At 50.4% G+C, this 13,868-nt stretch carries 8 protein-coding genes; 1 reads left to right on the plus strand and 7 read right to left on the minus strand.

Going from position 1 to position 13,868, the window contains the following annotated elements; translation table 11 throughout:
• Positions 1 to 75 precede the first annotated feature (75 nt).
• The 4 genes from BMW71_RS22515 to BMW71_RS22535 form a co-directional block, all read right to left on the minus strand.
• Positions 76 to 360 (minus strand): BF3164 family lipoprotein, encoded by a 285-nt coding sequence (locus tag BMW71_RS22515; protein ID WP_092178796.1) that lies wholly within the window; start codon positions 358 to 360, stop codon positions 76 to 78.
• Between the two features lie 696 nt (positions 361 to 1,056).
• On the minus strand, positions 1,057 to 2,154 hold the full coding sequence (gene wecB, locus BMW71_RS22525; RefSeq protein ID WP_092178798.1) for a non-hydrolyzing UDP-N-acetylglucosamine 2-epimerase: 1,098 nt from the start codon (positions 2,152 to 2,154) through the stop codon (positions 1,057 to 1,059).
• Between the two features lie 99 nt (positions 2,155 to 2,253).
• The gene (locus BMW71_RS22530; protein WP_218145625.1) at positions 2,254 to 3,843 is read right to left on the minus strand and encodes an amidase; all 1,590 of its coding nucleotides are present in this window, start codon (positions 3,841 to 3,843) and stop codon (positions 2,254 to 2,256) included.
• A gap of 4 nt (positions 3,844 to 3,847) precedes the next feature.
• Positions 3,848 to 4,474: a class I SAM-dependent methyltransferase gene (locus tag BMW71_RS22535; protein ID WP_092178800.1), complete on the minus strand. Its 627-nt coding sequence runs from the start codon at positions 4,472 to 4,474 to the stop codon at positions 3,848 to 3,850.
• A gap of 96 nt (positions 4,475 to 4,570) precedes the next feature.
• Between BMW71_RS22535 and BMW71_RS22540 the strand changes: the two genes are divergently transcribed.
• Positions 4,571 to 5,104: a DinB family protein gene (locus BMW71_RS22540; protein WP_092178801.1), complete on the plus strand. Its 534-nt coding sequence runs from the start codon at positions 4,571 to 4,573 to the stop codon at positions 5,102 to 5,104.
• Here BMW71_RS22540 and BMW71_RS22545 read toward each other — a convergent pair.
• The 3 genes from BMW71_RS22545 to BMW71_RS22555 all read right to left on the minus strand — a co-directional run bounded on the left by BMW71_RS22545 (position 5,091) and on the right by BMW71_RS22555 (position 13,784).
• Positions 5,091 to 7,754: a hypothetical protein gene (locus BMW71_RS22545; RefSeq protein WP_143057738.1), complete on the minus strand. Its 2,664-nt coding sequence runs from the start codon at positions 7,752 to 7,754 to the stop codon at positions 5,091 to 5,093. The genes BMW71_RS22540 and BMW71_RS22545 overlap by 14 nt on opposite strands.
• Positions 7,755 to 7,868: 114 nt before the next feature.
• On the minus strand, positions 7,869 to 8,621 hold the full coding sequence (gene yaaA, locus BMW71_RS22550) for a peroxide stress protein YaaA (RefSeq protein WP_092178803.1): 753 nt from the start codon (positions 8,619 to 8,621) through the stop codon (positions 7,869 to 7,871).
• 3 nt (positions 8,622 to 8,624) lie between these two features.
• Positions 8,625 to 13,784, minus strand: coding sequence for a T9SS type B sorting domain-containing protein (locus BMW71_RS22555; RefSeq protein WP_092178804.1), 5,160 nt, complete (start codon positions 13,782 to 13,784; stop codon positions 8,625 to 8,627).
• Between the last annotated feature and the right edge of the window lie 84 nt (positions 13,785 to 13,868).

Here is a 13,868-nt window from a genome sequence, read left to right on the forward strand (position 1 = left end):
GCTTCAAAAAACCCCTCATCCAAACAGCTTACTTGTTTGGCTTAAATTTAAGGGAAAACAAAGCCGCATTTACTACTAATCATTGTAATCAAAAATCACCACATTCGGATCCTTATCGGATGAAATACCAAAAAAGCGCATATTCTCTTCATCTACAGCCAAGGAAACCAGCGAATAATCCAGGGTATAGGTTTTTACCAACTTGCCATCGTAATCAAAAACAAAGATTTCTTTTGACAATTCGCCATTTTGATAATATAAATCCGCAGATTTCCCAAAATACAGTGCATAAATATCTTCATCTCCCGCCATAATGTCCATATAATAGTTAGAAAGGCTTCTATCGGTAACCTGTGCCATGGGATAACCAGCTGAGTAATCGACGACCAACGCTGGAATAACTTGCTCCGAACCAAGGGTAGAAATAATTTCCCACTTGAAAGATCCATAATTTCAATAAAATCTCTAAAGCGTCCTCCTAACACATATTTTTTAAGCACTGGGTTAACGGAACTACGCCTATGATGAACGGATTTGATTACATTGGGGAGCACAGAAGGATCGTCCATCAATTGACTCCAGGTACCAAAAGTGTAAAGCTGATTACCAAATGTATCGTAAATCACATATTTATGAATAATATAGTTTTTATTTTGAGTTTCACTGGGTCCTTTACCACAAGAAAAGAGAAAACCAAAAACCAGGGGTATCAAAATCCGGTATGAATCTTGCACAGAAAAAAAAAAAAAATGAGTCGAGAAAAAATTGGTTTATCTCTACTCATTTAAAATTTAGCATATTAAAAGCAGTCAGAATAACCACCTTGATCCAATAGGTGGCAAGGTGGTACTAAGTTTGTAGCTTCTAACATTTCCTATTACAATTGAAATCTCAGCACCAGTCTGGAAAGCTTTCTGGATTAATATTCAAATTTATTTAGTAAAAACTGAGATACTTACCAGCCCCTTTTATCATTTCAACGCCTGAATGACGGGTATGACACCAGCTACATGTTCCTGTTATTTCAAGCCTTTGAATACAGATTGAGCAGGATAATCAACCTAATTTATCTAAAAGAATTTCAACAATTCTTTTTGCCGTCTGTCCATCCCATAAATGAGGAACTTTACCGGTTTTCCAATTTCCTGAAAATAGTTTTTCCATAGCGGGTGGAATGGCTTTGGGATCGGTCCCCAACAGCTCATTTGTACCCTGAGTGATGGTTTCCGGTCGTTCAGTATTGTCCCTAAGCGTCATACAGGGTATCCCCATCACCGTAGTTTCTTCGGTTATGCCTCCAGAGTCAGTTACTACTGCTTTGGATCGCTCTACCAGGTAATTAAATTCCAGGTAACCGAGTGGGTCGATCATGTGAAGCCGCTCGTGGGCGATACCGATATTCTGAAGCATCTTTTTTGTTCGGGGATGTACCGGAAATACGAGCGGCAAATCCAACGTGTGGTCCACGATTTTCTGAATCAATTCCCGGAGCTTTTCTTCCTGATCCACATTGGCAGGTCGATGCAGGGTCATGACCAGGTATTTCCCGTCTTTCAGGCCCAACTGTTTCCATACTTCTGGCTGCTGAAATCTGGGCCGGTGCTTGAGCAACGTATCGATCATCGTATTTCCGACGAAAAAGATGCGCTCCTCTCCAACTCCGGCTTGTTTAAGGTTGGAATTTGCGACCTCAGAGGTGGTAAAAAAATAATTTGTAATGCTGTCGGTCACCATTCGGTTGATCTCCTCGGGCATGGTCCAGTCACCCGAACGAATGCCTGCTTCTACATGCGCCACTTGTACGTGTAGCTTTTGTGCAGTGATGGCACAAGCCATGGTCGAAGTGACATCCCCTACCACCAGGCAAAGATCAGGTTTGTTTTTTTCCATGAGTAATTTTTCGTACCCAATCATGATGGCTGCCGTTTGCTCGGCCTGGCTGCCGCCTCCGGCACCCAGGTTAACGTCCGGGTCTGGAATACCCAGTTGCTCAAAAAAATTACCGGACATGTTTTTGTCGTAGTGTTGGCCGGTATGAATCAGCCGAAAAGCAATGGCTTTACCCTCATTTGATGCGGCCAGAATAGCGTCAATAATTGGGGAAATTTTCATAAAATTGGGTCTTGCGCCCGCAATCAAATCTATGTATATCATGAATCAAAAATTTAATTTGCCAAGTTTACCAAATTAAATGGATACTTGGGGAATACTAAATGGAGAAAGGTTTGAAATTATTCCGTTTTTGTGTACCCCCTACCTAAATTCCGGGGCTTTGCGGTGGTTGGTACCTTGTTCGAAAGCGTAGGCGATCTCCAGTAAAGCAGGTTCCGACCAGGCGGTTCCGAAAATGGAAATGCCAACCGGCAAGCCCTCCACAAATCCCATGGGTAGGGAAATGTTGGGGTAGCCGGCGTGTGCTGCCGGGGAGGAACTCCCCAATTGAAACGAATCGCCATTGACGGGGTCGGTCTTCCAGGCAGGGCTTCCGGTGGGCGCGACGATGGCATGTAGCTGGTTTTCCTCCAGGACCTTATCGATGCCCTCTGCCCGGCTCATTCGAAGCATGGAAGCCAACGCTTCCTGGTACGCCGTTTCCTCCAGTCCGCCTTTTTGCTGCGCCTGTTCAAGATAAAACTGGTTGTAATGCCGCAGTTCAATGCTATCGCGCTCGTTAAAGGCAATCAACTCCTCCAGGTTCCTAATGGGGGCATCCGCACCCAGCGATTCAAAATAGGCATTCAAGCCTTGCTTGTATTCGTACAGCATTACTTGCAGGGAATGGGCGCCGGTACCCGCAGGTTCAACCTGATCGATGGGTATAATTTCCGCACCTTGACTTTCCATGTAGGCGATTGCCGCCTCCATCAAGCGGTCCACCTTGAAATTTCTTCCTGAAGGTCCTTTGAACCAACCAATCCGCTTCCCCTTCAACCCGTCCTTTTTCAGAAATTGAACATAATCGACCTGGTAATTTCCCGCACTGGCCAGAGTTTTAGCGTCTTCCGGATCAACGCCTACCAGGCTTTCCAGCGCTATCGCTGCATCCTTTACCGTTCTTGCCATGGGGCCAGGGGTATCCTGGGTATCGGAAATGGGTATGACGCCCGATCGGCTCACCAAGCCTACCGTGGGTTTGATACCCACAATTCCATTTGCATGGGCAGGACAAACGATGGATCCGTTGGTTTCCGTACCGATCGCCAGTACACTCAAATTAGCAGATACGGCGACCGCCGATCCGGAACTGGACCCACAGGGGTTTCTATCCAGCTGGTAGGGGTTTTTGGTCTGCCCACCCATTCCGCTCCACCCGCTGCTGGATAGTTCTCCCCGAAAATTAGCCCATTCGCTTAAATTGGCCTTTCCCAAAATCACTGCACCCGACTCCTTCAATTTCTTTGCCACAAAACTGTCTTTCATTGGCCTGGAGCCGGCCAGTGCCCGGGAACCAGCCGTGGTCGCCATGGCATCGTGGGTGTCCAGGTTGTCCTTCAGCAGTACCGGGATCCCAAACATGGGGCCTACCGGACTTCCCGATGCCCGCAGCAGGTCCAGGGAGTCTGCCAGTTTCAGGGCATCCGGATTGACCTGCAACACTGCATTCAATTCCGGACCGGATTGGTCCAGGGCTTCAATTCTGTCCAGGTACGCTTCCACTACTTCTCTTACCGTCACCATTTCAGCTGCATAGGCCTCCCGGAAATCGTCAATTTGCCACTCTTCGTAGGGAAACGCGCCGACTGAATTGTCAAGGTTATCGGAAACATCGCAAGATGTGCCTGGGAAAAGAACCCACAGCAGCATGAAATTTCGTAGGGTAGTACCTAATATCGGTATGCGCATGGCGTTAATGGTTTGCTTGTTTACGTTTGGTGCCCAGGGCGCGAATCAAGGCCGATTTGCCTTGGTGAAAGCTTCCTTCCTCCAGGTTTTCAGTCAGCGCTTCCAATTGTTCCCATTCAAAATCAGGGAAGTCGCTGCGCAGGATATCCAGCGAGAAAAGCATGCTTTCGTCTTTGGGACCACCTGCTTGGGGATTCGCGCGGCTCAACTCCAGGTGCTCCTTTCGAAAGCCCTCTATCAGCAATTTCCCGCCCGGCTTTACAAAAGCTGCGAGTTTGCGGTGGTAAGTAGCACGTACACCTTCCGGGAAATGGGCAAAAAACAATCCCATTAGATCAAAGGAATCCGCCTCGTACCGAACGTCATTTGTATCACAGACCTCATAGTGAATAGCTACCCGATTTTTTTCGGCTAACCGTTCCGCTTTTCTTTTTCCCTCTTCGCTAAAGTCAAAGGCCCAAACCTCCCAGCCGAGACTAGCCGCAAAGACGGCATTCCTGCCCTCCCCTTCTGCCGGCAGCAGCAGCTTTCCCGGGCTAAGAGAAGTAATTTTCGATGCAAAGAATGCGTTGGGTTTCTCCCCGTAGACGTAATCGGCAGATTTGTACCTTTCGTTCCAAAATGCTTTCATGGTTCCTTTCTTGTTGGCTTCAATTTCATAACTTCGAGTGTGCGGTGGTAATTGCCCTCGATAACTATCCTTAAAACTCAAAAGTTACCAATAAAAATGGAAAAGTATGTGATTCTTGTCCTATTCCTCCTACTTTCGATCTGCCCTAAGGGTACGGGTCAGGAAGATCCCTTTCTTCGTGATTTTTTGGTGCGCTGGGACCAATCCAAAGCCTACCTGCTTGCTGTGGCGGAAGCGATGCCCGAAGCGCATTATTTTCAGGCCCCTTTTGACGAGGGGAAGAGTTTTGCCGAGCAACTCATGCACATGGCCGTCGTCATGGACTGGCATGCTTTCAGCAAATTTGGCGGCAGCGAAGCGCCAATCCGCTGGGAGGATTTTCAGGTAACGGGTAAAAACAAGGCACAACTGATTCAGGAAACGGCTCGGGAATTTGATCGGGCGAAAGAGCTAATCAAGGAGTTCGATCCGGACAAATTGGATGAAACAACTTCCTATGCCGCATTTAGTCGAACCAGACGGCAATTTCTTTTGCTGCTTGCCGATCACGTCACCCACCACCGCGCCCAACTGATCGTTTATCTCAGGCTGCATCACATCGCGCCGCCAAACTACATCAATTTCCAATGACGGTAAGGGATCGCTTTTCCGATTTGTCCAAACCCAATTCGCTGCTTTTGTAATTCACGATGACCGAATAGGTCCCATCCATCGCCTCCCTGCCATTCACCAAACCGTCCCAGGTACAGCCGGGACTTGCCTGTCCGCCGCTGTTTTCTTCGCAATAAAAAATCAACTCTCCGGTACGGGTGTAGATAAAAACCTCCACGTAGTCGATTTCCGGAGCAGCAAAAACTTTGAATTGCTTCTCCGAATCGCCGGGTACCAGGCCACTTGGGTAGCGAATCAGAATCACACAATCCTCCTCTACTCGAAAGACGTGTTCCTGAGGGCATCCGGCTTCATCTACCACTTCCAGCGTATACGCCCCGGGCGCTTGTGGCACATAGCTGTTCGATTCACTCAGCAAACTATCTTCCAGGTACCATCGATAGGTATCAAACGTACCTGGGTTCAACGTCGGCCGCCTGTTTTCTGCACTGCAAATGGAGTAGGAGTCGACCAAATCAATCGCTGCGGGTACATTTTCCACCACCTCGTAAACCGCCCCAAATAGCCTGCAGTTAATTTCGTTGCGCAATACCACTTCATACGTCCCGGGCTCTTCCACTTCAATTTCCAATTGGTCGTCGAAGTCAAAAAGCCAGGTATTGTCCCCACTTTCCTCAATTTTGTACCACTCGACTTTCGCAACCGCTGAACCGCTTACCTCGGCCTGTACGATCGCAATCGACCCCGCTCCACAAATCGGTGTACCCGTTACAGATGCCTGCGCATCGTTTTCCGGAATGGTGACCTCGAATTGCACCGGCGTAACCGGGCAGGCACTGCTTCCTCTTGGCTGCACCTCAAGAAGGAAATTTCCCGTACTGGGAGGAAAAAACTCTACTTCTCTCCCCAGTATGGTCCGGTCTTCCCGCATCCACCGGATGATGTATTGATTCGGATTTTCACCAAAAAGTTCAACGCCAAAAATCTGATTTCCAAAGCAGTTGATGGTCCGCTGCGTATAGTCGTATTCCACGGGTTCGTTTACCAATACCTCAATGCTCCGGGTCCTGGGACACAAGACCACACCGGGATCTGCGGGGCTCCCTGTAAGGCGGTACGTACCCGTCTGATCAAGCAAAAACCCACCCCCTGCCGGAGCAACTTCGGTACCATCGGGAGCCACCATGCGGAATTGCAGGGATAGGCCGGATTCGGGAACCAGCCTGTATTCCTGGCAAACGGTGAGGCTGGCCGGAACGGAAAAATTAACTTGCTGCGCACCGGTCATTTGGTAGGTTTGTGATTGGGTCGAACTACAATCGCTTTCATCGCTTACACTCACTGTATACGTTCCCGTGGGCACGTCTACCTCCACCTGGGCCTGATTCTGAAAATTCCCCTGAAAAAGTTGACCATTCGCCCCAGCTATTCGATAGGATCCCGACACCGATAATCCCTTAAAATCCAGCGTCAACACGCCTCGTTGCACGCCGGAAGCGGTACAAACGGAGGGCGTAGACCTTACCTCAAAGTCGATCCCCTCGTCCGGGTTTTCGTTTTCGATGCTGACGGACCGGCTAATCTCGCAGTCGCCCACCCTGCCAGTCACCGTGTATACACCCGGCTCCAGGCCTGTAATGGTACGGATCTCTCCCTGGGCGATCTGATTGATCGTGATTTCCTGCTTGCCTGAAATTCGCACGGAATTCAGCAGGGTAATTGCCTGAATCTCAAAGACACCGGTCGCCGACGCGCAACTTTCGGCGTCGCTCCGTTTGGTAAGGGTAAACTCCGGCGCATCGCGAACCTCCAGGTCAAACGATTGCTCCACATCGCACCCGGGTCTATCCGGATCCTCTACGGTGAAAAAAACGGTATAGCCGCCCAATCCCTCGAGCGCATCGGTGTCCAGGGCCAGTTCGAATGCATTTTCAATAAATGTTCGTTCGGTAGCCCCGTCTTTTTGGTAAAACCAGGATGCCAGGTAGGGAGCATCCGGGCGGTAAGTCACAGTGCTACCCAGGCAGGCCACCGTGGACGACGCCTGCACCGAAACGGATATGGACGGTCCGACAAAGGTAGTGGCCACCGCTTCACAGGCAATTGAACTTACTTTTGCATAGTACCTTCCAGGCTCTGTCGCAATGTAGGTATTTCCGGTTCCCAAAACCGTATTTGCGGGATTGAGCCATTCGATCGTATACCGCCCACTGCCGGCATCCACGGGATCCAATGCCTGCAAGGTAACCGGATCACTTCCACAAAACACCACATCGGTGGGCAATACAAAAGACGGGCCCCGCTCTACGGTCACGCTTTGCGATGCCTGGTAATAGTTCTGGTCCGCTCCCCGAATCACACGGAGACTGATCGTAAATACGCCGGTGGCAGTGAAGGGAAACGAAATGTCCTGCGCAGCAGCTCCCCCGGATTCATAAAAAATCTCAAAACCGCTGGCATCGGTAATGCTCCAGATATACCGGTCCGTACCCGGGTCCCCTCCTGCGGAGAAGTCCGCGTACGCAAATCCTCCATTTAAACAAACCCCCTCGGGACCTTGTAATTGGGGTTCATTGAAAAAGTCTTCTACCCGGTGGCTGTCGGCCGAAAAAGCGGTGAGCAACACGAGCAGAAATGGCAAAACAGAAACTACTTGACGAGCCGACACCTGCAAATGGTATAAATGATTAATAGATACGTTTTGTTACAATACCGACAGTCCCGCCCGATTCGTTACCAAATCGACCGGCTTTCGGAAACTAACTGAATGAAAGGAACCTTGTTACCGGATAAAAACCCATTCATCAGCAGTACTCTTATTTTCAGCGTACTCGTAGCCCCCCTGATTGAACGTCTTTAGTTGTTCGGGATCGGCTAGTCTGTTCCTCACGATAAAATCAGTCATCATTCCCCTGGCTTGTTTCGAGAAAATTCCAATGTTCTTGTACGAGCCGTTTTTGAATTCTAGGAAGATCGGATGAATGACGGTCGTTTGCAAGGCCTTTACGTCCACCGCCTTAAAATACTCTTTTGAAGCCAGGTTGATGATAGGCTGCCCTGCTGCTGCTTCATTCAACGCCGCTGCAATTTTTTCTCCCCAAAACCCGTACAGGTTTTTGCTTTTCTTATTTTTCAGGCTGATACCCATCTCCAGGCGATATGGCTGAATAAGGTCCATGGGACGCAGCAATCCATACAGCCCCGAAAGTATGCGTAAATGGTCCTGAGCAAATGCAAAATCGGCGGCTGAAAACGATTCCACGTCAATATGCATGTAGACATCACCCTTAAAGGCAAGCAAGGCCTGTTTGGCATTTTCCCGGGTGTATGCGTCCGCAAACTGCCGGTAACGCGCTTCGTTGAGCTCGGCAAGGTTTTCACTGATTCCCATGAGTTGCTGCAGGGACTTGCCGGATTTTTTCTTCATAATCCCTACCAGTTCTTTCGTCTCCTTCTGAAACTGGGGCTGCGATGCCAGCGGCACCTCCGTCGTACTGTAGTCCAATGTCTTGGCCGGTGAAATTACTACTATCATGTGTCAATCAATTACTACTATTGCGTTTCGTATTGTTTTTTGAATTTGTTGCTCCTCATTGGTAAACTTCACAACGACAGGATATGTTCCTACGGGCACTTTTGTTCCGTTCACAATCCCATCCCACCTGCACACCGAAACATTTTCGGATACATTTTCTTCCTCGCAAAAATACACCAATTCACCCCATCGGTTGTAAATATACACCATTAGTGTGTCAATTTCCCCCTGCGTATAGATCAAAAAGTCGCGCGACGGATCCCCTGGTCGCATGGCATTCGGAAAGCGGATATCGACCTCACATATTTCGTTGACGATAAAGGTGACCTCAAACGCACAGCCTGCCTCGTCCTGAACCCGTAATTCATAGGCTCCCTCTGCCGCCGGCACAAATGTCGCGTCCTCGCTTACCACTACGCCTTCCCGGTACCATTCGTAGCTCGCCCAATTGCCCGCATTCAGTGAAACCAGCTCGTTGGTAGCCCGACAGATCTCGTAAATATCTTCCAACTGCGGCGGGCTGGCATCGGAAAAAGGGATATCAATGGTTTCGGATCCCAAAATACATCCCGCGGCATTTAACAACCTAATTTCATACGTTCCAGGTTGATCTACCTGCAATACCGAATCGGAAGCCCCTGCAAGCAGGTTGCTTCCAGCCCCCACCAGGTAATACCATTCGATCGTTTCAACCTGGGAAAAATCTGCCTCGGCTAAGATTTCGGTTTCCGTAACGCCGCCACAAAGACCCGGGCTACTCAAGCTGACTTCTACATCCGTTCCCGTTTCGATGCGGTACACCTCCGGGTCCGGCACCACACATCCTCCAATGTCCGATACTTCTACCAGGTATTCTCCCTGAGGTAGATTTACCACAATACTGTCCTGATTGCTGAAGTCAGCCTCAACCAATTCGCCACTACCCAAATTTAACAAGCTATACCTACCCGAAGCTGCTCCTTGAGAAAAGGAAATGACGATAGCCCCCTCTTCGAAACCCTCCCCAACGCAGGTTTCTGGCTCCACGCGTATGGAATACAACACATCGGCCGGAGGTGTGGCATTTTCAACCACCGCCACCTGCGACTGTGGACAGGATCCGGAATACCCCGTAAAGGTGTACCTCCCCGGAGCCAGCCCGTCGAGAACCACTTCTTCTCCGGGCTGCAAATCGAAAAAAACCTCGCCGGTGGGTTCGACCAACAGACTGTCCAGTCCGGAACCGGCATCCAACTGAATGGATCCATCGCCGATTTCACAACTTTGCGAAGGAGATACCGCCAGAAGGGTAAAATCCGGGAGAGCGTTTACCGTCAAGGGAATGGTTCGCTCCACCGTACAGGTACTATCCAGGGGATCCTGGGTTTGAAACAACAACTCAAATACGCCCGGCCCATCCAATTCACCGGTGTTTAACTCCAACACCTGGGTTTCGCCCAGAATGGCGTAGGTCCCGTCGGGGCTGGCACGGATCGACCACAGGCCGGAAACCGGGGTGTCCGGGTTAAAGCTTACCATCTCTCCAAAACAGACCTCGTCGGCCGATTGCTCCAATTCGAATTCAAAGGGAGGTCCCACAAATACATCCTGACTCACCGGACAACTTTCAAACAATGCTTCGTCGCCCCCCTCCGGAAGCGCATAGGCCACCGTTACCGTGTAGATACTCTCCTCCGTCACCTCCAATTCATTGGTGTTTCCGACGATCTCTCCAGCAGCATTCTCCCATACAAATTCGTACTCACCGAGTCGGGGATCTTCCGGGTCTACGGCAACCAGCGTCACGGAGGCACCGCACAAAGAAACATCTGAAGGCAGGATGATTTCGGGCGAGGCGATGACTTCTACCTCCATGGAAAATACTTCTTCCCAGGGGGTTCCGCATCGATCCACTTCCAACTGTACCGTAAATACGCCCACCGTATCAAACGCATATTCCAGATCCTGGAAATCCTCTCCACCATTGAGAAATTCATCGACCACTTCTCCCTCTTCGTTGAAAATCGTCCAATTATAGGTGTCAATATCGGGTTCTCCTCCACCCTCAAACAAACCCACGGCCCCCTCTTCGTCGGACAGGCAAAGCCGATCCGGACCATTCAGACTTGGCTCGGGAATACTGCTGCCGGAATTTTGTACGAATGCAGGCAGCCCGAGATTGGTGGTCCCTGGCATGGGTTCTACAGCATCCTGATTAAACGTGGAGGGGTTGCAGCCCGACCCGATTTGAATCTGCCCAATTTGATTGGATCCCACCACGGCCACGTACACCTGCCCATCGGGGCCGATTTGTACCGCTCCCAGGTCCAATCCTGCCGTCCCGGAAACCGCGGCCCGGCTGTCCAGGATGCATTGTTCGATGGCTTCCTGCTCCGTGGCGGATTCAAAACATTCGGGACAGGTGGTTGTTACCGGATTTTCCGGGTCGGTTTCATCCGTTTCTTCTGCTGCCTGAATAAAAAATTCCTCCACTCCGGGACCTCCGTTTCGGTAGGAAACAAACAGGCGGGTAGCGTCTGAGGATAATTCCAACCCGTACACCTCCCCTTCACTGCCCAAATCAAGCGTAGCGTAGGATGTCATCTCCCCCGTGCTTTGATCAAAATCGAATAGTTCCACCCAATTCGTACCGCCTTCGGTATAGGCAACGGCCACTTTACTCCCATCCGAAGAAAACTTCAAGGTACCAATGCCATCACCGAAATCATGTTCTCCTCCAACCGAGTTGAATACCGGCTGCCCGATCCCTTCTGAGGAAACGGGATACAAACGGAATGCATCGGTGCCTCGTTCGTGAAAAGCAACCCAGGTGGTGTCTCCGGAGTTAAACGCCGCGGAATGCTCGGTGCCCGGGCTAAACAAAAAATTATCCTTGCTGATGACATTACCAATCCCATCCGGATTGTCTCCTTTGATATCTACGAGAGAAAATTTCACTTCGTTTTCACCTCCGGCACCCTGCTGGGTGGTAAACAGGTAGTACAAGGTTTCGTCGGACGCTACCGGGATGGCCAAAACACTTCCCGTCGAAAGGTTGTCTCCGCCAATATTTTCCCCGTTCTGCATGGGATTGCCATTCAGGTCCCAGACGGTTTGTCCATCGGTATAAAACAACACCTGACCGGCCTGATCGGAAACCGTCGTCACCCCCGCTGGAATGTTTTGCGGATGGGGGGATTCAATGGGTCTCGGGGTAGGCGCGTCCGGATCGTCCGGGTCGGGGTTAAAGTCCAGCCCTGCTCCATCGCCAAAATACCAGATGTTATTGGTCTGATCCTGCACGTCCCACATGTTGACCCGTATGCTGGCATAGGCATAGCAGGAGGAACCCTGTTCACGGACCAAGACCCAATAAAAACCAGGGCGGCAAATTTCGTTTGGCGCCTCCGGACCCCAGCCTTCTTCCCGCTTATTGGACCAAAAATACTCTAGATTTTGCTGCGCCTGTCCCTGACCGCCTCCCGGCTGTTGGCCCAGACCTGGTATGCCACCACCGGGTTGTTGGCCCAATCCGGGTATGCCGCCCAGACCGCCGCCGGGCTGCCCTCCCGGCTGCCCGCCGCCCTGGCCGCCCTCTTCTCCGCTTTGCGCCTGCACCAGCGGCATCAGATCCAGGCAGGAGGGATCGCAAAGCGTGGTATCAGAAGGGCTGAACTGGACCGTCAAATTATTCTCCGTAAATGTGATACTCTTTGTCACGTTGCTGGTTTCGCCATTGGGATAGGTCACGGTGAGGTTTACCGTCACCTGCTGCTCAGAGGTAGCATCCTGGGGCAGTAGTAGGTGCTCCGCACTCAGATCCATTTCGATCTCGTTCCCTTCTTCATCGGTCAGTGGCGGGAGTATTTCCCACTCAAAACTCACCGGCTGGTAGTTCTGCGGCGTAATGGTACTGGTGAGTTGAAGCGGATTGTTCATGCAGGGCATTTCCGGTTCCCAGGTGAAATCCGCCGTGGGATCAAGGTCCACGTTTGGCGCAAACTGGGGAAATTCAGTCCCGCAAAAATCCGTTCCGCCAAAAGGCAATTCTTCAATGACCACCGCTGCCTGGGACCATTCGTCCGGATTGGTCACCCTGCCCACATATTGAGGGCCGCCTTCCACCTCTTCGTAAATGTAATAGAGCTGCCCATCCGGACCGTTTTTTAGGGAATAAATCCGATGTATTTCATTGGTGAGCGAAAGACTCACCGGTTCGTCGCCAGGTATCTGAGAGGGGTCCAATTCCGGATCTGCATCTTCCGGATCGCCCAGAAAGTACCGAATCAATTCATCGCCCCGGGAAACGTATAAAAAATCCCCATCGGGGGATACCGTGAGGCCTTCGATGGTTTCCGCTCCTCCGGTATCCGGTACCGTAGCGGGGGTTCCGAATAGCCCGGTCGAGGTATCGAAGGGTACAGTAATAATATCCGCGCCTGCCGTTTCGGGAATCAGGTATAGGATTCCAGACGATTCGTCATAAACGATGGTATGCGGGTCCTCATCCAAAGCAACCGCTCCCGTTTCGGTAAACTGCCCGGCCGTCGCTTCCAGCCTTCTGGAAACCACTTGTCCGTTTTCGATACTTAGGAGAAAGTTGGATGACACGCCGGATTTCACCACCAAAATCGGCCCCTCAGCGGCACCAATGCTCCCGCCGGCAGCTACTGCACCGGCTGGCGGTTGATTCGCCGGGGCTCCGCCCGGATCGTTCATATCTACCCGGCTGTACTCCAATTCCCCTGCCGGGCTGATGTAGAAAATATAAAACTCCCTGGAACCACCGGGCTGGGGATCGTAGTCCAGGGAAGCGATGGCTACCGATTGCCTGCCTGTTTCCACGCCTCCCAACTCCCCAACTACCCCCTGCATGGCCTCATTAAGGTAATTATAAACCAGCGCACCATCCGTATAAAAGAGTATCTCCCCGGTAATCGGATCAATGGCCATGGCTGAATTGGCGCTGCCCAGGGTGATCGATCCGGGAAGGGTGGCTACCTGTGCCCGCTGATCCTTTCCAAAAGAGAGGTAATTATTTTCCCCTCCTTCACAATAACCAAATATCCATTCATTTTCGTTGAAACCTTGAGAATACCCCAAAAAAGGCGTGTAAAGACCAATAAATAAAAATATTGCTTTAAAAATAAAATCATTTATGGTGTTTAAATAGTTAGATTTCATAATTTACACGCTGCTTTATATACACTGGAAAGCAGCAAAACGTTTATAAACTGTCTGGTATCCAATAAACGAATAAATCTTTGT

Source organism: Cyclobacterium xiamenense (genome assembly GCF_900109255.1).
Classification (GTDB): domain Bacteria; phylum Bacteroidota; class Bacteroidia; order Cytophagales; family Cyclobacteriaceae; genus Cyclobacterium; species Cyclobacterium xiamenense.

Excerpts from the sequence above, each read along its gene's own strand:
- BMW71_RS22515 (WP_092178796.1), bottom strand. The coding sequence starts at position 360 with ATGGCACAGGTTACCGATAGAAGCCTTTCTAACTATTATATGGACATT.
- wecB (WP_092178798.1), bottom strand. The coding sequence starts at position 2,154 with ATGATATACATAGATTTGATTGCGGGCGCAAGACCCAATTTTATGAAA.
- BMW71_RS22530 (WP_218145625.1), bottom strand. The coding sequence starts at position 3,843 with ATGCGCATACCGATATTAGGTACTACCCTACGAAATTTCATGCTGCTG.
- BMW71_RS22535 (WP_092178800.1), bottom strand. The coding sequence starts at position 4,474 with ATGAAAGCATTTTGGAACGAAAGGTACAAATCTGCCGATTACGTCTAC.
- BMW71_RS22540 (WP_092178801.1), top strand. The coding sequence starts at position 4,571 with ATGGAAAAGTATGTGATTCTTGTCCTATTCCTCCTACTTTCGATCTGC.
- yaaA (WP_092178803.1), bottom strand. The coding sequence starts at position 8,621 with ATGATAGTAGTAATTTCACCGGCCAAGACATTGGACTACAGTACGACG.
- BMW71_RS22555 (WP_092178804.1), bottom strand. The coding sequence starts at position 13,784 with ATGAAATCTAACTATTTAAACACCATAAATGATTTTATTTTTAAAGCA.